An 18,054-nucleotide genomic window follows, 5' to 3' on the forward strand; every position below is an offset into this window, starting at 1 on the left:
CAACATCATGACCACTTTCTAATAATTCAACACAAATATGACTACCAATATATCCGGTTCCACCTGTTACTAAGATATTCATTAGTCAATAACCTTGCAGCCACCTAGTTTTCTTACTTTTAAGATGTGGCAGCTTCCCTTTCCAAATACTTTTTCAATTTCTTCTTTATATGTTTCTACATAGCCATTTTCAACAAAGGCTTGAATCGTTCCGGCAAAACCTCCACCATGAACACGACACACGCCATGATCTTTTAAAATCATTTCAGACATAGCTAAACCTAAAGATACAGCCTGGTTCTTATAGTCAAAGTCTGCATATACGTTTTGTAGGAATTTGTAGCTTGAATTTCCTGATTCTTGAATTAATGCCTTGAAACCTTCAAAATCATCGTTGTTCAATCTTTCTACACATGTATTTACACGATTATTTTCATTGAAGAAATGAATAGCTCTTAAGATTGCACGATCATTATTTAAAGTCGTTCTTAAGTTTGCGATATTTGCATAGAACTCATCTTCATCCACTTCACGAAGAACTTCCTTACCAAAATAGTGAGCAACTTCTTTCATTTCTTGTGGTACAGCACCATAGGCATCTGTTAAATCGGCATGACTTCCCTTTGTATCTACAATACATAAACTGTGATCATATTTTGAGAAATCAACATTCACACTATTTACAATTGGGTTTGAAGTATCTTTAAAATCAATTGAAATAAGTCCACCAACAGCACATGCACATTGATCCATCAATCCACATGGTTTTCCAAAATATACATTTTCTGCATATTGACCCACTTTAGCGATCGTTACCATATCGATCTTCATATCATTGTATAATCCATCAATAATTGTACCGATAATAGATTCAAATGCTGCAGAACTTGATAGTCCAGCCCCCATTAATACATCACTCGTAATGAAAGCTTTAAATCCACCTACGTTATAGCCTAATTCTTTTAATTTAGAAACTACGCCACGAATCAAGGCTTCACTTGTTCCTAGTTCATCTTCTTTTTTGTCTAAATCATTCAAATCAATTGGTTTGATGTCAAAGTCATCAGAAATCACTTTAATTACATGATCTTGTTTAGATACAATTCCAATCGCATCTAAATTGATAGATCCTGCAAGTACACAACCGTGTTGGTGGTCTGTATGATTTCCTGAAATCTCACTTCTTCCAGCAGCACTATAAATACTCACTTCATCATCTCCAAATAATGTTTGGTATTTATCTAATGCAGCAGCATAACGTTGTTTTTGATAGTCTAATAAACTTGGATCTGCATATAGATCTTCAATCAATGCATCATATTTACCGGATACTACTTGTTCTTTAATTTCTGTTGTTTTCATTTTCTTACCTCGAATGTATATGTTGTTTCTTCTTCAAATACTTGTCCTGCTTTTAATAAAACTTTTGGATTCTCTTCTTTATGAATCGAATCGGCGATATAGCTTGTTTCAATACACAATCCATCTTGTGGATGCATAATCTTACCATATTTATCTGTCTGTCCATCTAAGTAGTTCGCACTATAAATTTGTGCCGTTGGATATGTTGTGGATACTTTTAGTTCAATACCACTTAGTGAACTGTATAAACACACTTGATTTTCTTTAGTATCAAATACATATGGATGATCATAACCTCTTGCGATGATTAATTGTTCATCCTCTGAATGAATAAAATCTCCAATTCTTTTTTCTGTATTAAAATCAAATGCAGTCTCTTTAACATCTCTTAATTCACCTGTATATAATCCATCTAGATCTACACAACCAAATTTAGATGCTGAAATTCGTAACGTATGATCATCAATATTCGATGCATATCCATTTAAATTGAAATAGCCATGGTTTGTGATATTGATCAACGTATCTTTGTCGCTAACACCACTATATTGAATGTGTAAACTCGATTCATCTAGCCAATAGATCGCATAGAAATCTAATGTTCCAGGATAGCCTTCTTCTCCATCTTTTGATACATAGTGGAATTTAACGCCATCTTCAATTAAAGAATAATCAAATACTTTATAAGAGAATCCCTCAATACCTCCATGTAGTGAATTTGGTCCATTATTAATAGGCACATGATATTCTGTCCCATTCATTGTGAATGTACCTTTTTCAATACGATTGCATACTCGTCCAACTAAGGCATTTAAATAGGTTCCATCTCGTTTTTGATAATCTTCAACATGTTCAAATCCTAAAATACAATCACAGTCTTGATCATTCTTATCTTTCGTTACAATCTTTAAAAGAGTACAACCAAAGTTTGTAACTTCTACAGTTAAATGTGAATTTGAAATCGATAATACATCAATTCCATTCTCTAATCTTTCTTTTACCTCTACCATAATGTCTTTACAAAACGGCTAAAGCCGTCCATCCCTTCATCATCCATTTTATATACGCCGGCATTCTCTAATACAGATACGAATTTCTTTGTGACTTCCATTTCCATGAATGCATCCACATTTGAATAAGAATATGTCTTCAAGTATTCATACCAGTCTTTGTGTTTTTCAAGTTCTGGATAAGAATCAAAATCTGCTTTTCCAGATAAACATAATTTAATTTGTTCTAACTCTGTTTTTAATCGTGCTGGCAAAATAGCCAATCCCATCACTTCAATCAAACCAATATTTTCTTTTTTAATATGGTGATGTTCTGAGTGAGGATGGAAGATACCTAATGGATATTCTTCTGTAGTACGATTATTTCGTAAAACTACATCCATTTGATATTTGCCATCTTTCTTTCTTACAATTGGCGTTACTGTATTATGACGAACGCCAGATTCATTGGCAATAATATCTAAACTTTCATCACTGTATGTACACCATGTTTCAAAAATTTTAGTAGCTAGATCCAATACGTTTTCTTTCGATTTTGATGTTAATCGAAGTGTTGATAATGGCCAGTAAAGTATATCCACTTGTACATCCTTATATGTATAGCTCTTAACAACTTTTGCGTCTTCCATTGGAAAATGGTGTCTTCCACCTTGATAGTGATCATGACTTAAAATCGATCCACCAACGATAGGAAGATCTGCATTGCTTCCAATCATATAGTGTGGGAATTTATCAATAAATGCGAATAAATGCTCAAATGTAGAACGATCCATCTTCATTGGCGTATGTTCACTATTAAATACAATACAGTGCTCATTGTAGTACACATATGGTGAATATTGTAAATTGTATGTATGTCCATTTAAATCCAATGGAATAATACGATGTGTTTGTCTAGCTGGATGATTTAAGTTTCCCGCAAAACCGACATTTTCCTTACATAATAAACATGCAGGATACGAAGTGCTTACGGCATTTTTTGCCTTTGCGATTTCCTTTGGATCCTTCTCTGGTTTTGACAAGTTGATCGTAATTTGAATATCTCCATACTTACAGAAATGTGCAAAACTGATATTCTTATCAATTCTTGATTTACGGATATAGTTTGAATCGATACTCAACTTATAGAAGTAATCTGTTGCATCTTTAGGATTCATAGAATATAGACTCTTAAAAGTATGCACAACTTCACTAGGTCTAGGCATTACACAATTCATAATGCGAGTATCTAATAAATCTTTTTCAGTTACAGTATCCTGAATCATACCTTTTTCAACCGCATAATCTAACATGAAATCTAAAATCTCATAGACAGAACAGTCTTCTACTTCTTCTCTTTTAAATTCCTGGATGCCAAATAGATCAATCAATAAATTTGCAGAATAATCATAATCGTATTTCTCAATCATTCCATTCTTTAAAGCATACTCTAATAACTGGTTAATTTTTGTGTTCATTTGTTCTCCTTCCATATAAACAAAATCAATCATTTTTATTACAGCCAAATCCCTTTTCCTGCTACACTATCCACAAAAATAATGATCAATTATTCATTTATTTATATACGGCTCATTATCAATATTATGCAGATATGGTTATAAATTTAAGATTTGCTCATTTAATTTTAGTGTAAGCGTTTTCTTCATCCATGTCAACATATTCAAACAACAATTTAAACATAGATGTTGAAATTAGGTTTCAAATAATGATTATTTGTTTGTTTTTGTTTATTTGATGTTTTATTTATACAAAAAAGCCATTCTGGTATGAATGGCTCTCATTTAAAATTATCAAAAGAATCAATCACTTGTACAACTCCAGGAAGCTTTTCGTATTCTTCTTTTTTATTGGCAGAATCCACAACGACTATATTGTGACATCCTGCTTTATAAGCATTTGTAATCCCACTAACACTGTCTTCGATAATCAAACAATCTTGAATCTTAACTCCAATATTATGAGCTGCCTTTTTAAACATTGCGATCTTGTTTTCATACATTCCATCATCATAGACAATTCTAGATGGCTCAATCCATTTATCTAGATGAAACGATTCTACAAAGAAATCAATATTTGGCTTAATAGATGCGGATGCGATTGTAAATGGAATATTTGATTCTTTTAAATAATCAAAATATTCTTCAGCTCCCTTTACTAAATGAAATGTTGCCTGATCTTCTTTACAAAATTGGCGATAATATTCTTCTTTTAACTGCGAATATTTTTCCATTTCGGATGGATCACACTTCCCACCAAACATATATTCAACAACCTTATTATTAGGCACTCCATTAATATGTTCATGAAGTTCTTCTTCATCAATTCCATGATGACGAATATCTTGTGATATTTTTGACCATGCCAAAATATGTTTTGGATTGTCAAAAAACAATGTTCCATTAAAATCAAATATTACGCCTTTATACTTATTCATACTAAACCTCTTTTGTTTCAGAAACACGTTTGTACCAATATGCACTTGCCTTTGGATATCTCTTCTGTGTTTCGTAATCTACATAGAACAAGCCATAACGCTTATTATAGCCATTTGTCCATGAGAACATGTCCATTAGTGACCAGACAAAATATCCTTTTACATTAACTCCAGCTTCAATTGCCTTTAATGTGAATTCTAAGTGTCTTCTAATAAAGTCAATACGTGGTTCATCATCAATGATTCCATCTTCAAAATCATCTTTATATCCCATACCATTTTCTGTGATATAGATTGCTTTATAGTTTGGATATTGTTGGCGAATACGTACTAGCATATCAAACATACTTTCTGGATGAATCAACCAATCCCAGTCCGTACGTGGAATGCCTTCCTTTTCCATTCTTCGTCCTACATTTTTTAAACAGAATCTAGAAGTTCCCTTCTCTCCTGTTCCATTATGATGAATATCATTTTCTCCTTCGTAATGTTGAATAAAACGAGATTGATAATAATTCATACCCATGTAATCATTTAGTAGTGCAGCTTGTTTCAATACATCAAAATCTTCATCTAACAATTCCAGCGTACCATTATTGATGCTGACTAAACGATTCACAATTTCCATTGTTTCTGTTGAATAATATCCTTTAAATGTTGCATCCAACAAGAATTGATTTTGAAGCACATCTTCATTTTTAGCAGCCTGGATATCATCCAAATTGTTTTCATCAAATGGATATTTATATTCCAAAGACTGTACAACACCAATCTTTCCATTATATCCTGCCTTTTTGTATTCCAACACAGCCAAGGCATGTGCCACCATCATATTATGCATGATCTGGAATGCTTTCGTCATATTGTATTTTTCGCCATTTGGGAAAGTTCCCTCAATATATGTGTTAGTGGCCACAGCCCAGATTTCATTGAATGTAAACCAATATGTTACTTCGTTTTTGTATTCTTCAAAACAATATTTTGAAAATTCTACGAAAGCATCGATTGTATCTCGATTTAAAAAATCGCCTTTTTGGTAAAATGTGTCTGGAGTATCAAAATGATGCAATGTCACAAATGGCTCTACATGATTTTTATGACATTCTTGAAATACTCTATGATAGAAATCAACCCCTTCCTGGTTGATTCTTCCAGTTCCTTCCGGAAAGATTCTAGCCCAAGATATAGAGATACGAATTCCATTGATACCAAACATATTACATAGTTTTAAATCTTGTCCATATTGATGATAGAAATCACTGGCTGGATCCGCTTTAAAACGTCCTTGTTTGGCAAGAAAATCATCCCAAGATACTTTTCCTTTACCGTATTCTAGAGTGCTACCTTCGCATTGATAAGCGGCAGTAGCACCTCCGAAAATAAAATCATCCGAAAATTTCATACATTTATCCTTCCTTTACTTGTTCACAAATAAATTCAACGGCACCCTTTGGATCACGCGTTAATTTAATATATTGTGCACCTTTTGTTGCGACAACTTTAGTACCGTATTTAGAAGCATCTTGTCGTACTTCTTCTAAATGCGATTGTACTTGTGGTGATAATACAACAATGTCATAATCTTTCAAAATATCATAATGCGAACCATATGCACTTGCGGTTGCATCAATTGGTAAGTTTTCAATTTCTGCTCCTTCTTTAACGGCATTTGCAAACATTGCTGATGTTCCAGCACCTACACATAATACTAATACATTAATATTTTTATTTAAACTTAAAGGTTGAACTTCTTTAGCTTCTTCTTTTTCAACTTGTTCTTCTAAAGCATCTAATGCTTCTTTTTCTTTTTCTTCTTCTAATAAAGTTGCATCATACGCCTTAATAAATGGCAAGTAAACAATTCCATCTACAACAATTAATACAACAGCTAATACAACAGCTAATAAACTAATTCCTGTACCTAAGATCAATCCAATTGGAGCTGGTGTTGCCCATGGTAATACGTAGATGAATGAATTCATTTTTAATACGTCCACAAAGAATTTGAACAATGATACGTTGATCATTGGAGTAATCAAGAATGGAATGAAGAAATATGGATTCAATACAATTGGTGTAGCGAATAACAATGGCTCATTTACCGCAAAACATACTGGAACAAATGTTGTCTTACCAACAGCTTTTAATTGTTTTGATTTTGCGAACAACATGAATAAGAATGGTACTACAAGGGTAGCTCCAGTTCCTCCCATTGTTCCTACGAAGTTTCCAAGTCCTACAGTTAATACGTTAGAGGCTTGTTCACCAGCTTTGAATAACGCTAAATTTGCATCTACGTTAGCATAAATAATAGCTGCAATAGCTGGTTCTACAATACTTGGTCCGTGTACACCTACAAACCAGAACAATGCCATAGCACCCCAAATAATACAGATTCCTAAATATCCATCGGCAGCAGTAAATAATGGTTGAAGCAATGTGATAATAGCTTCAGCAAAAGTATAATTAAATGCAGTTCTACATGCCACATCAATCAATACACATACTAAAACTGAGAATGAGAATGGGAATACATCTCTAAACATTTGAGAAATAGTACCCGGCACTTCTTTTGGCATGTGAATTGTAACATCTTTAATAACACAGAATTTATACATATTTACTGTAATGAATGCAGAAACAAATGATGCTAGCAAACCTTTTGTTCCTAAATATGTAGTTGAGATACCACCATCTACATTTGAAACAGCTAACAACATAAATCCAACAATACTTGCCAACATAACACTTGTTGTATTAATGACTTTGTTTTTAGGCATTCTACGGTTCATACTTTCAGCTAAACAACGAGCTGTAGTAGCCGCAACCAACAAACCAACAACACCCATTGAATAGTTATATACTTTCCATAACCAGTCAGATACTGTAGCTGGTAATACAATTCCAAAGATTTCTGGAATCGATGCAGCTAGAATAAATACACTTGAGAATAGAATGGCTGGCATTGCAGTTAAGAAACCATCACGAACAGCCCCTAAATAAATATTTTGTGCAATCTTATCAAAGAAAGGTTTTCCTTTTTCAATTTGCTTAATAACCCCGTTTAACATTATTTATTTCCTCTTTCTTCATATAAATTAATAAAATCATCTACAATATCGCGCAATAAAATCGTTGTCATCAAGTGATCTTGCCCATGAATGAAAATGAATCCCATTTCCATGTCTTCTCCTCTAGCCTCTTGTTGTAAGATCTTTGTTTGAGACTGGTGTGCTAAATTAATATTTTCATCGGCTTCTTTTAATTTCTCCTCAACATGTTCAAAATTACCCGCACGCATTTCTTTCAACAATGATAACAATGTGCTTCTTGCATCTCCTGAATATGCAACTATTTCAAATCCAACCATACTTAACTCATCTTTAGTCATTTTCTTTTCTCCTTTTACGATGTGGCCTTATCGTTTACATCATTAGTGTAAGCGTTTTCTAATCATTTGTCAACATATTCAAACACTTTTTATCACTTATTCAAACATTTTAAAACATTTATGTAGCATTTAAGTAATATTTTAATAAAAAGTGTTTGTTTTTGTTTGTATTATGTTGACTAAATATATTTGAAATGGTATCGTTTACCATAGAAAAGGATATCGATATGTTAAAAAAAGAACGTTTAGTAAAAATTGCACATAAAGTAAATCAAAATGGAATCATTACCATTCAAGAAATCATGGATGAATTAGGTGTGTCGGATATGACCGCAAGAAGGGATTTGGATGAATTAGAAAAATCCGGAAAATTACTTAGAGTTCATGGTGGAGCACAAAGCCTTTCTTTTTCAATGGACCACGAATTAAGTCACATTGAAAAATCGTCTGTGCAAATTGAAGAAAAAAAGAGAATTGCCCATAAAGCAGCAACTCTTATTTCAGAAGGAGAATCTATTTTTTTAGGTCCTGGTACAACCATTCAATTTTTGGCTGAACAACTAACAGGAAGAAACATTCGCGTTATCACAAATAGCCTTGCCGTATTTAATATATTAGTGAATCACGCTCCTACTGAAGTCATACTAACTGGCGGTGATTACAGAGATAACACAAATACATTTGTGGGTCCTATCACAAATTTAGTATTGGGTAAATTAAAATATAATAAATCCTTTATCAGTTGTAACGGAATCTACAATTCATCTATCACAACCTATTCATTAGAGGAAGGTGAATCGCAACAGATCGCATTAGATAATTCTAAAAATAAATATCTATTGGCCGACAACAAGAAATTCAACCGTGCCGACTTCTATATTTATTATGATCTATTTAACTTTGACACTTTAATTACCGACAACACCATTGATGATGAAGTTTTATCACACTACAAACAATATGTACAAATTATGACAGTTTAAAAGGAGGCAAAATTTGCCTCCTTTTTACTCTTCATCCTCATCATCTTCACGATCTACACGTCTGAATAGATGTTTCTTTTCTTTACCCGTATGCTGTTCTAAAGTGTTCCAATCTGTATCTAATTCTTCTTCACTTTCAGAAGTATCATAGAAATCTTTACTTTCTTCGATTGCACGACTTTCACGAATCCTTAATTTAGATTTTAATTCACGAGCCCTCTTCTTAGATTTTCTAAGCATTCTGCCATACATGCAGAATACAATAAATGAAATTAAGAATAGACCTGCGCATAATACGATTCCTGCTAAATAGCCTTGGAAATACACTTGTAATAGTCCTGTCACAACGCAACATGCCATACAAATAAACACTAAGAACATTGTTGAGCGACATGAACTTGAATATTTCTTAAAGAAACGGAATTTTTCTGAATCATTATCAATTTCTTTACGATATTCTCCATCTTCTTCTTCATTTCTAAAAGTAAACCAACCCGCATCACTTTTCTTTTTACCATCTGATTTAGAAACCAATTTCCATCCATCAGATTCCCACTCGCGCCATTGATCTGCATCTGGCTCATCCACAAAATAGTTCATAGAATAATAATACGTTTTGGGCTGACCTTTTCTAAAGAAATATTTCTTTCCTTCTTGACGCACAAAGTGATAACCTTCACTAGATTTATCTTGAAGATATTGTTCTATTTTTGGATATTCCGCATATAAGAATTTCTTTCTTTCCTCATAAAGATCTTCATCTTCACCTTCATCGTCATCCACATATTCGTCCTCAAAATCTTCTTCATCATCCAATACTTCTTGAACTGGTTGTTCTTCCTCAATTGGTTTCGCATTAAAAGACTTTAATTCGTTTTCAATTGATTCTGTTGTAAAATCATCATCAACATCCAATTTTTCAACAACAATCTTTTCAGGTTCTTCAACCACTTTTGGTTTTTCTTCAATGAATTTTGTTTTTTCTTCAACCAATGGCTTATCATCTACTTTTGGCTCTTCCACAACATGCTTTTCAATAGGTGCCTCTACTTCTTCAATTGAAGTACTAGGTGTGATATCTACTGACTCTGCAACTTCATCGTCAAAAATATTCTCATTGATTTTTACATGTGTTCTTGCGCTTCGTTTTCCAAAGATGGTCTTCTTTTCTGGCTCTTCATCAATATGGAAAATGTTTTCAGCATTAAAATCATGTAATTCTGGTTCATGTATATCTAAAGATTTAATTCGATCCGTTCTTTTTAGACGTCTAAGCTCTTCTAAAGCACTGGGATTCTTTTCATTTTCATTTGCCATAAATATCCCTCCAATTATAATATTGTACTAATTTAATGTATATTCGTCAAATTCACTTGTGTATTTACCATTCTTGAAAATATGGATCTTTTTACCATTTTTTAATGTAGCTTCAATCGATAAATCACTGGTTCCTACCATGAAATCTACATGCGTAAACGATTGATTCATACCATGTTCCAACAATTCTTCTTCACTCATTTCTAAACCTTTTTCAATGCATTCATTATAGCTTGCACCCAAGGCAAAATGACATGAAGCATTTTCATCAATCAGTGTTTCATAAAACAAAGTATCCAATGCACTAATAGGCGATCCATAAGGAACTAAGGCAATTTCACCAAGATATTTTGACCCTTCATCTGTTTCTAAAATACTAGTCAAAACCTCTTTTCCTTCTTTGGCATCATAATCCACAACTTGCCCATCCTTAAATTCAAACCAGAAATCTTTTACGATTGCACCATTGTAAGCCAAAGGTAAAGCACTATATAATTTACCATTTACACCCGTCTTTTTAGGTGCAGAAAAAATTTCTTCTGTAGGAATATTTGGGAAATAGTAGTTACCATTATCTAAAAAAGATCCTCCACCTGCAAATACATAACCTTCTGGAAGTTCAACTACTAAATCCGTTCCTAAAGAATTTGTATAATGAACACTTTCGATATCTAAATGATTTAAAATATGAACTCGCTTATCAAAAGATGCACGATGCTCGTTCCAGTTTTCATTGGCATCCTTTTCGTCTACACGACTAATTTTTAATACTGCATTCCACAAATCAGATAATGCATCTTCTGATTCTGGATATACCTTTTTAGCCCAAGCCATAGTTGGAACACTGGCCACACACCATGCTGCATGCATATAATCCAATTTATCACGATATGGCTGTGTCATTTCTCTTAATGCCTTTCTATAATTTGCCATTAATTTTGGCTCTACCCCCTTCATTCCATCAGGATCTTCACCAACTAAGCTCAAATAACAAGCTCCCTTTTCAGCCGTTTCATTATGGAATAAAGCTTCATAATCATAAGGCATACAATCACCTGAAAGATATCTCATACGATTGATTTCATCATCACTATAGCGAACAATTACATCTTTTGCGCCAACATCAAAACATGATTTCACAATCAAACGAACAAATTCATTCATTTCTACGTTAGCACGAACAACTACTATTTGATCTTTTTGAACATTCAAGCCCGAACGAACAATTAAGTCTGCATATTTTTCTTTTAAATTCATTTTATTTTCCTCGATTCTTTCACCTATTATACCAAAAGAAAGAGCACCTTTCGATGCTCTTATTTACTAAATTGTTCTTTTTTTATCTGATCAAAAAATGCCTTGGGATTTTCACACATCGAATGACTGCCACAATGTGAACAACCTCCACCACAACTTGATTTTCCACTCTTTTTATCTTTATAAATGCTTCGACAAGCAAAGCCTGCACATGCACATACAACCAATAAAACTAGAAATGTTGATAGATTCATGAAACCCCTCCTTTTACATTATTTTACCGCAAATTCAACTTCAGCAGTATCACTTTCTTTTGATGGACGAACCAATAAATAAATTAAACCAATCAATAAGATAAATCCAACAATCGTTCCAAATCCAAAAGATCCACCATTGAATAAACTACCTAATTGATAAACGATCAGTGAACATACATAAGCGAATCCACATTGATATCCAATGGCAATCCAGAACCATTTTGTGTTATTCATTTCACGTTTGATAGCTCCCATTGCTGCAAAACATGGAGCACACAACAAGTTAAATACCATGAATGAATAGGCAGCTAGTGGTGTAAAGCTTGCCGATAATTGTCCCCAGAATTCATTTCCTTCTTCAGCGACTTCAGCAAATCCATATAATTGTCCAAATGTTGCGACAACATTTTCTTTGGCAATTAAACCTGTTACACTAGCAACTGCAGCTTTCCAATCGCCCCAACCAAGTGGTGAGAAGATCCATGCGAATGTTTGTCCAATTGAAGATAGAATTGAATGATCAATATCATCAACCATGCCAAATGCGCCTTTTTCCCATCCAAATCCTTGTAAGAACCACAATACGATTGTAGATAATAAGATAATTGTTCCAGCCTTTTTAATAAAGCTTGAACCACGTTCCCACATACTTCTTAATACATTAACTGCACGAGGTGTGTGGTATGCTGGCATTTCCATGACGAATGGAGCAGGATCTCCGGCAAATAATTTTGTCTTCTTTAACATAATACCAGAAATAATAACAGCTGCCATACCTACAAAGTAAGCACTTGGAGCTACCCAGCTAGCACCATGGAAAATAGCACCGGCAATTAAACCAATGATTGGCATTTTTGCACCACATGGAATAAATGTTGTTGTCATGATTGTCATCTTACGATCACGATCACTTTCAATGGTACGACTTGCCATAACAGCAGGCACACCACAGCCTGTACCAATCAACATAGGAATAAATGATTTTCCTGATAATCCAAACTTACGGAAAATACGGTCCATGATAAAGGCAACACGTGCCATATATCCACAATCTTCCAAGATAGCTAAGAAGAAGAATAATACTAACATCTGTGGTACAAAGCCAATGACAGCACCTACACCACCAATAATACCATCCACAATCAATCCATGTAACCAATCTGCACATTGAATTGAAGTTAAGAAACTATCCACTGCAGGAGGAATAATTTCACCAAACAAGACATCATTTGTCCAGTCAGTTACAATAGTTCCTACTGTAGTTACTGAAATATAATATACAAACCACATTACAAGGGCAAATATTGGAAGTGCTAAAACTCGGTTAGTGACAATACGGTCGATCTTATCCGAAGTAGTTAATACTTCTTTAGATCCTTTTTTGTAACAATCTTTAATTACACTTGTGATATATGTATAACGAGCATCTGTAATAATTGATTCACTATCATCATCCATTGACTTTTCTACAGTTTCAATCACATCTGCATCTGCCTTTGATTTGATAGCCGCTTCAATCTTATCATCTCTTTCAAACAATTTAACGGCATAGAAGAAACGACGACTTGCTTCAATACTTGAAGGCAAACTTGTTTCAATAGTATTCAATGCATTTAATACTTTACCTGCATAAATATTTTTAGCTTTACATTGCGTATTCGCCACCTTTTTTACCTCAGCCATCAACTCTTTGATTCCTGTGTTTTTCAAAGCTGAAATTGGTAATACAGGACAACCTAATTCTTTTGATAACTTTTTATAGTCAATTGTATCTTTTCTTTTTTCAATGACATCCAACATGTTGATCGCAACAACTGTTGGAATACCCAACTCTAAAATTTGTGTTGTTAAAAATAAGTTTCTTTCTAAGTTAGAACCATCAATGATGTTTAACACAACATCAACATTTCCATTTAATAAAAATTCACGAGATACAACTTCTTCCAAAGTGTATGGTGATAATGAATAAATACCTGGTAAATCCGTGATTTTAATATCTTTATCTTCCTTATACTTTCCTTCTTTTTTCTCAACTGTAACCCCTGGCCAGTTACCTACATATTGTGTAGCACCTGTTAAACCATTAAACAATGTAGTTTTACCACAGTTCGGATTACCTGCTAATGCGACTTGAATTGACATAATTCCCTCCTATTTTTAACTTTACTCTACTTCAATCATTTCTGCGTCGGCTTTACGAAGCGATAATTGATATCCACGAACGGTTAATTCAATAGGATCTCCTAATGGTGCTACCTTTTGAACAGTTACACTTACTCCTTTAGTAATTCCCATATCCATAATTCTTCGTTTTGTTGCTCCTTGACCAGACAATTTTTTTACAGTAACTGTTTGACCAATTGAAACTTCCTTTAAAGTCATAATTACTCCTTTCTACACCATGATCTTTCTTGCGAGTTCTTCACTAATGGCTATTCGAACCTCTTTGACATTCACAATTACATTTCCATTGGTTTTACTCACAATCACAATCACAGTCCCAGGCACAAAGCCTAAGTTTTCTAAGTGTCGTTGTTGTTCTTTAGAACCACCAATTTTTTTGATTGTATTGATCGAATTTAAATCTGCAAAAGATAATGGCATATCGAACCCTCCTAGTTAGACACTTCTAACACAGTTAGTTTACTCTTACAATAAAGCAATGTCAACAAAAAGTTACACATGATTAACTTAGTTTGACTGTTCTAACTATTTGGTGTATTTTTTCATTGGAGGATTAAACATATGAACTTACCAACAATTATTATATGTGTCATTTTAGTAATTATTATCTGTATTGGAATTCGTTCCACGAAAAAAAGAGCCACATCAGGATGTTGTGGTTCTAGTGAAACCATAAAAAAAGTAAGGGTAAAAGATAAAAACAAAAAGCATTACCCTTACAAAGCCGTTTTAAAAGTATATGACATTCATTGTCAAAATTGTGTTCATACCATTGAAAATGCGTTCAATAGCCAAGAAGGCTTTAATGCAAAAGTAAACACAGAAGATAATACCGTGACTATATTATCTAAACAACAACATCCAATAGATGAATTAATCAATACTTTATCTAACGTTGGATATATTTCAAAGGCTATATAGAAAAAAACTGGGTCAAAAATCCAGTTTTTTTATAAATAATTACGCGTACATGATGCAGCAATCGCAAACGTACTTCCGTTATGTAATAAGCTTGTAGTATTTGGACTCATCAAGCCTAAAGCACCTAGTCCAATCAAGCTTGAATTAAAGGCCACGATAAAACGATAATTCGCATGAATACGCTCGAATAAATTCATAGCAAGTCGACGAAGTATAACAAGCTCATTTAAATTGCTTGAAACAAGTGTAATGTCCGCGAGTTCTCGAGCTAAATCTGAACTATCCTGCATAGAAATAGAAACATCTGCCGTTGAGAGTGCTGGCGTATCATTGATACCATCTCCAACCATAATCACAGTATGTCCGTGATCCTTCAACATCTTAATATATGCAGCCTTATCTTCTGGTAAAACTGATGCACGATAATCATCTAAATCCAATTCATGAGCCACTGCTTTTGCGGCACTATCACAATTCCCTGTCAACATAACGACTTTAGTCGTTCCTAATGTGTTTAAATTATGATTAGCTTGTTTTCCTCAAGCTTTAAAGGATCATAAATACTGATAATTCCAGCGACTTGATTGTCAATCTCAAGATAAATCATAGATTCGGCTACTTCACTTTCTAAAGAACCAATCGTTTCGTTTAATTCTTCTGTTTTTGGAATACCTTCATCTTCAAATATTAAATGATCACTACCAATAATGGCACGCTTACCATAAAATCTTGTCGCAATACCATGCGCAAGGATATATTCAACCTTGGCATACTCTTCATCATGAATTAAGCCTTCTTTTTTGCCTGGTTTACAATCGCATTGGCTACACTATGAGGAAAATGCTCTTCAAGACAAGCTACAATCCTTAATACTTCATCACGCGTATACCCATTTAAAGGAACTACTTTCTTTACGGTTGGATTGGCGTTTGTCAAAGTACCCGTCTTATCAAAGACAATCACATCCGCATCTTTGATTGCCTCTAAATACTTACCACCTTTTACTAAAACATTTCGTTTACTAGCTTCTAGCATAGCACTAATAACCGCAATGGAAGTCGATAATCGAATAGCACAAGAATAGTCCACCATCAATTCTGATGTTGCGCGTGTTACATTTCTTGTCAAAGCTAAAACGCCAAAGAAACCTAAAAAACTAAATGGAACAATAGAATCTGCCAAATACTCAGCCTTAGCTTGAATACTTGCCTTTAATGATTCATTTGTATCAATCATCTTAACAATATTACTAATGTGACTTTCATCTTGTAAATTACGAACACGAATAAACCGTTTACCTTCTTCAACTAAAGTGCCCGCAAATACTGTGTCATTTTTCTTTACATGTTTAGAAAGAGGCTCTCCCGTAAAGCTAGATTCATTGATCATTGCTTCTCCATCCACGACTTCTCCATCGATTGGAATCATAGAACCCATTTTTGAGATGACTACATCCCCTTTTTGAAGCTTAGACATGGCAATCTCTTGTTCTACACCATCTTCTAAAATCCACACTTTATCAAATTGAATCGATAAACTATTGGATAATTCCAATTTTGTTTTCTTACGTGTGTAATCTTCTAACAAATCAGAAATATTTAGTAACATCATAATATTTCCTGCAATCGTATAATTCTTTTGAATTAAACTTACACCAATGCTTGTGGCATCCAATAAAGGAACATTGATTTTACATTGTAAAAGTGAATTAAATCCTTCTCGAATAAACTGAATGGACTTATAAATCGTAATCGCATTGCCAAGGCCCATTGGTAAAAACATTTAATGAAATAACGTTTACCAATAATCTTAAAGAACCGATTCATATATTCTCGATTCATAGCAATAGCTTCTGGTGTTTGTGAATGAACTACAATCGAAGAAGTATCTGCATTTTGAAGATATTAGATATCTAAATCCTTTAGTTTATTCAGTAACAAACCTTTTTGTGCTTTGTCATACAACATCAAAACACTACCCGTAACGTTGATGACCTCCACACTCTCAATCATAGGCCATGCATAAAGATCCTTTTTTAAAACTTCGCCCTGAACACTAGAAAGCTTATTCTTTCCATAGAGAATTCGCATTCGACCCGGAATGTCATGGGCAATAGTAAAACTACTCATTTTATTCGCCTTCGTGTTGAACTTTGGCTTCTTCTAATAAATCCTTTGCATCCACTTTAATTGTCTCATACTTATAAGTTGTGTCCGATTTAAGCTTCATTCCACCAGCTAAACCTTTAACAGCTAAATCATGGGCTGTGTTACTTTTTAAAAACTTAGACCCAGCTAGAGCTGTCGCTGCACCTCCAATAAAAGTCCACATTGTTTTGTTTTTCCATCCGTCTTTCATAATATATATCCTCCTTAGAACTATGAATGTAAGTTAGAATTAGTTGTTTATAACTTACGGTTAGTATAATCTTACTTTTTTAAATTTGTAAACAAAAAAGGACATTTTTAAAATGTCCTCATCTTATGAAATCAAATTATTAAACAAGTGAAAAAAGCGATTCCATAATTGCATTTAGTGATAGTTAGTTAAATCTAATCTCTTAAGTTATACCCTACACAGAATAATTTGTCAACAAGAAACAAGAAAAGACTTTTTCTGCAAAAAAGTCACACGTCTAAATGACGTGCCCGGTTCGTTTCCAGTCGTCCGGTAACATTTCAACATCCACTCCATCTTTCTGAATCATTCGGTATCCCGATCCATTCAGTCTTTATCGATGGAGTTTTTATTGTATGCTTTTTATAAATACTTCAGAATTTCATCCATGATCTATGTACCTATCATCCAGTAAGATATCATAAACTTCTGGTTCTGATTATTTATCTTATTTAATCCACAAATCCCATGCCTCTTCGATTGATCACATAGGCTGCACAATAATGTACACTCAATCCTTTGATCTTTGTATACTTTTCTT

At 33.7% G+C, this 18,054-nt stretch carries 20 protein-coding genes; 2 read left to right on the forward strand and 18 right to left on the reverse strand.

Annotation, left to right across the window (positions count from 1 at the left end; all coding sequences use genetic code 11):
• The 8 genes from KTQ83_RS08220 to KTQ83_RS08255 form a co-directional block, all read right to left on the reverse strand.
• Nucleotides 1–82, reverse strand: an 82-nt coding sequence (locus KTQ83_RS08220) for an NAD-dependent epimerase/dehydratase family protein (protein WP_217256539.1), incomplete at its 3' end; no start/stop codon positions are given.
• Nucleotides 82–1,362 (reverse strand): galactokinase, encoded by a 1,281-nt coding sequence (locus KTQ83_RS08225; RefSeq protein ID WP_217256532.1) that lies wholly within the window; start codon nucleotides 1,360–1,362, stop codon nucleotides 82–84. The genes KTQ83_RS08225 and KTQ83_RS08220, both read right to left, overlap by 1 nt.
• A complete protein-coding gene (locus KTQ83_RS08230) occupies nucleotides 1,359–2,372 on the reverse strand; it encodes an aldose epimerase family protein (RefSeq protein ID WP_117925797.1) in 1,014 nt (337 codons plus the stop codon). The genes KTQ83_RS08225 and KTQ83_RS08230 overlap by 4 nt, the downstream gene beginning before the upstream one ends.
• On the reverse strand, nucleotides 2,366–3,829 hold the full coding sequence (locus KTQ83_RS08235; RefSeq protein ID WP_186999445.1) for a UDP-glucose--hexose-1-phosphate uridylyltransferase: 1,464 nt from the start codon (nucleotides 3,827–3,829) through the stop codon (nucleotides 2,366–2,368). Before KTQ83_RS08235 ends, KTQ83_RS08230 begins: the two co-directional genes overlap by 7 nt.
• A gap of 320 nt (nucleotides 3,830–4,149) precedes the next feature.
• Complete coding sequence (locus KTQ83_RS08240; RefSeq protein WP_117925793.1) at nucleotides 4,150–4,806, reverse strand: HAD family hydrolase; 657 nt, start codon at nucleotides 4,804–4,806, stop codon at nucleotides 4,150–4,152.
• 1 nt (nucleotide 4,807) lies between these two features.
• A complete protein-coding gene (gene lacG / locus KTQ83_RS08245) occupies nucleotides 4,808–6,208 on the reverse strand; it encodes a 6-phospho-beta-galactosidase (RefSeq protein WP_217256533.1) in 1,401 nt (466 codons plus the stop codon).
• Nucleotides 6,209–6,212: 4 nt separating this feature from the next.
• A complete protein-coding gene (locus tag KTQ83_RS08250; protein ID WP_117925789.1) occupies nucleotides 6,213–7,877 on the reverse strand; it encodes a PTS transporter subunit EIIC in 1,665 nt (554 codons plus the stop codon).
• Entirely contained in the window at nucleotides 7,877–8,197 is a 321-nt protein-coding gene (locus KTQ83_RS08255) for a PTS sugar transporter subunit IIA (protein ID WP_117925787.1), read from the reverse strand. The genes KTQ83_RS08250 and KTQ83_RS08255 overlap by 1 nt, the downstream gene beginning before the upstream one ends.
• Nucleotides 8,198–8,424: 227 nt before the next feature.
• Here KTQ83_RS08255 and KTQ83_RS08260 point away from each other — a divergent pair, with 227 nt between their 5' ends.
• A complete protein-coding gene (locus tag KTQ83_RS08260; RefSeq protein ID WP_186999441.1) occupies nucleotides 8,425–9,180 on the forward strand; it encodes a DeoR/GlpR family DNA-binding transcription regulator in 756 nt (251 codons plus the stop codon).
• Nucleotides 9,181–9,204: 24 nt separating this feature from the next.
• On the opposite strand, the gene KTQ83_RS08265 is transcribed toward KTQ83_RS08260, so the two are convergent.
• The 6 genes from KTQ83_RS08265 to KTQ83_RS08290 are packed head-to-tail and all read right to left on the reverse strand — an operon-like array spanning nucleotide 9,205 to nucleotide 14,615.
• Nucleotides 9,205–10,497: a DUF2812 domain-containing protein gene (locus KTQ83_RS08265; RefSeq protein WP_186999440.1), complete on the reverse strand. Its 1,293-nt coding sequence runs from the start codon at nucleotides 10,495–10,497 to the stop codon at nucleotides 9,205–9,207.
• A 27-nt stretch (nucleotides 10,498–10,524) separates the two neighbouring features.
• On the reverse strand, nucleotides 10,525–11,754 hold the full coding sequence (locus KTQ83_RS08270; RefSeq protein WP_217256535.1) for an aminopeptidase: 1,230 nt from the start codon (nucleotides 11,752–11,754) through the stop codon (nucleotides 10,525–10,527).
• A gap of 59 nt (nucleotides 11,755–11,813) precedes the next feature.
• Entirely contained in the window at nucleotides 11,814–12,008 is a 195-nt protein-coding gene (locus tag KTQ83_RS08275; RefSeq protein ID WP_117925779.1) for a FeoB-associated Cys-rich membrane protein, read from the reverse strand.
• A gap of 18 nt (nucleotides 12,009–12,026) precedes the next feature.
• Nucleotides 12,027–14,153 (reverse strand): ferrous iron transport protein B, encoded by a 2,127-nt coding sequence (gene feoB, locus KTQ83_RS08280; protein ID WP_117925777.1) that lies wholly within the window; start codon nucleotides 14,151–14,153, stop codon nucleotides 12,027–12,029.
• A 21-nt stretch (nucleotides 14,154–14,174) separates the two neighbouring features.
• Nucleotides 14,175–14,393: a FeoA family protein gene (locus KTQ83_RS08285; protein ID WP_117925775.1), complete on the reverse strand. Its 219-nt coding sequence runs from the start codon at nucleotides 14,391–14,393 to the stop codon at nucleotides 14,175–14,177.
• A gap of 12 nt (nucleotides 14,394–14,405) precedes the next feature.
• Entirely contained in the window at nucleotides 14,406–14,615 is a 210-nt protein-coding gene (locus tag KTQ83_RS08290) for a FeoA family protein (RefSeq protein WP_217256536.1), read from the reverse strand.
• A 141-nt stretch (nucleotides 14,616–14,756) separates the two neighbouring features.
• Between KTQ83_RS08290 and KTQ83_RS08295 the strand changes: the two genes are divergently transcribed.
• Nucleotides 14,757–15,116: a heavy-metal-associated domain-containing protein gene (locus tag KTQ83_RS08295; RefSeq protein ID WP_217256537.1), complete on the forward strand. Its 360-nt coding sequence runs from the start codon at nucleotides 14,757–14,759 to the stop codon at nucleotides 15,114–15,116.
• A 29-nt stretch (nucleotides 15,117–15,145) separates the two neighbouring features.
• Here KTQ83_RS08295 and KTQ83_RS12310 read toward each other — a convergent pair whose 3' ends face one another.
• From KTQ83_RS12310 to KTQ83_RS08305, 4 genes are all read right to left on the reverse strand, one after another.
• Complete coding sequence (locus KTQ83_RS12310; RefSeq protein WP_244975817.1) at nucleotides 15,146–15,604, reverse strand: HAD-IC family P-type ATPase; 459 nt, start codon at nucleotides 15,602–15,604, stop codon at nucleotides 15,146–15,148.
• Nucleotides 15,605–15,902: 298 nt separating this feature from the next.
• Nucleotides 15,903–16,898 carry an HAD-IC family P-type ATPase gene (locus KTQ83_RS12315; protein WP_244975818.1) on the reverse strand — a complete coding sequence of 332 codons (996 nt, stop codon included), beginning with the start codon at nucleotides 16,896–16,898 and terminating at the stop codon, nucleotides 15,903–15,905.
• Between the two features lie 122 nt (nucleotides 16,899–17,020).
• Entirely contained in the window at nucleotides 17,021–17,245 is a 225-nt protein-coding gene (locus KTQ83_RS12320) for an HMA2 domain-containing protein (protein ID WP_244975819.1), read from the reverse strand.
• Nucleotide 17,246: 1 nt separating this feature from the next.
• On the reverse strand, nucleotides 17,247–17,474 hold the full coding sequence (locus KTQ83_RS08305; RefSeq protein ID WP_217256538.1) for a DUF1490 domain-containing protein: 228 nt from the start codon (nucleotides 17,472–17,474) through the stop codon (nucleotides 17,247–17,249).
• Nucleotides 17,475–18,054: the final 580 nt, after the last annotated feature.

Source organism: Holdemanella porci (assembly GCF_019052655.1).
GTDB classification, from domain to species: Bacteria; Bacillota_I; Bacilli_A; order Erysipelotrichales; family Erysipelotrichaceae; genus Holdemanella; species Holdemanella hominis.

Bases quoted from the DNA above. Each gene is read 5' to 3' on its own strand.
- KTQ83_RS08260 (WP_186999441.1), top strand. From the start codon at position 8,425: ATGTTAAAAAAAGAACGTTTAGTAAAAATTGCACATAAAGTAAATCAA.
- KTQ83_RS08230 (WP_117925797.1), bottom strand. From the start codon at position 2,372: ATGGTAGAGGTAAAAGAAAGATTAGAGAATGGAATTGATGTATTATCG.
- KTQ83_RS12320 (WP_244975819.1), bottom strand. From the start codon at position 17,245: ATGAGTAGTTTTACTATTGCCCATGACATTCCGGGTCGAATGCGAATT.
- feoB (WP_117925777.1), bottom strand. From the start codon at position 14,153: ATGTCAATTCAAGTCGCATTAGCAGGTAATCCGAACTGTGGTAAAACT.
- KTQ83_RS08270 (WP_217256535.1), bottom strand. From the start codon at position 11,754: ATGAATTTAAAAGAAAAATATGCAGACTTAATTGTTCGTTCGGGCTTG.
- KTQ83_RS08275 (WP_117925779.1), bottom strand. From the start codon at position 12,008: ATGAATCTATCAACATTTCTAGTTTTATTGGTTGTATGTGCATGTGCA.
- KTQ83_RS08305 (WP_217256538.1), bottom strand. From the start codon at position 17,474: ATGAAAGACGGATGGAAAAACAAAACAATGTGGACTTTTATTGGAGGT.
- KTQ83_RS08285 (WP_117925775.1), bottom strand. From the start codon at position 14,393: ATGACTTTAAAGGAAGTTTCAATTGGTCAAACAGTTACTGTAAAAAAA.
- KTQ83_RS08250 (WP_117925789.1), bottom strand. From the start codon at position 7,877: ATGTTAAACGGGGTTATTAAGCAAATTGAAAAAGGAAAACCTTTCTTT.
- KTQ83_RS08265 (WP_186999440.1), bottom strand. From the start codon at position 10,497: ATGGCAAATGAAAATGAAAAGAATCCCAGTGCTTTAGAAGAGCTTAGA.
- KTQ83_RS08290 (WP_217256536.1), bottom strand. From the start codon at position 14,615: ATGCCATTATCTTTTGCAGATTTAAATTCGATCAATACAATCAAAAAA.
- KTQ83_RS08240 (WP_117925793.1), bottom strand. From the start codon at position 4,806: ATGAATAAGTATAAAGGCGTAATATTTGATTTTAATGGAACATTGTTT.
- KTQ83_RS08225 (WP_217256532.1), bottom strand. From the start codon at position 1,362: ATGAAAACAACAGAAATTAAAGAACAAGTAGTATCCGGTAAATATGAT.
- KTQ83_RS08255 (WP_117925787.1), bottom strand. From the start codon at position 8,197: ATGACTAAAGATGAGTTAAGTATGGTTGGATTTGAAATAGTTGCATAT.
- KTQ83_RS12315 (WP_244975818.1), bottom strand. From the start codon at position 16,898: ATGTTTTTACCAATGGGCCTTGGCAATGCGATTACGATTTATAAGTCC.
- KTQ83_RS08235 (WP_186999445.1), bottom strand. From the start codon at position 3,829: ATGAACACAAAAATTAACCAGTTATTAGAGTATGCTTTAAAGAATGGA.
- KTQ83_RS08295 (WP_217256537.1), top strand. From the start codon at position 14,757: ATGAACTTACCAACAATTATTATATGTGTCATTTTAGTAATTATTATC.
- KTQ83_RS12310 (WP_244975817.1), bottom strand. From the start codon at position 15,604: ATGTTGACAGGGAATTGTGATAGTGCCGCAAAAGCAGTGGCTCATGAA.
- lacG (WP_217256533.1), bottom strand. From the start codon at position 6,208: ATGAAATTTTCGGATGATTTTATTTTCGGAGGTGCTACTGCCGCTTAT.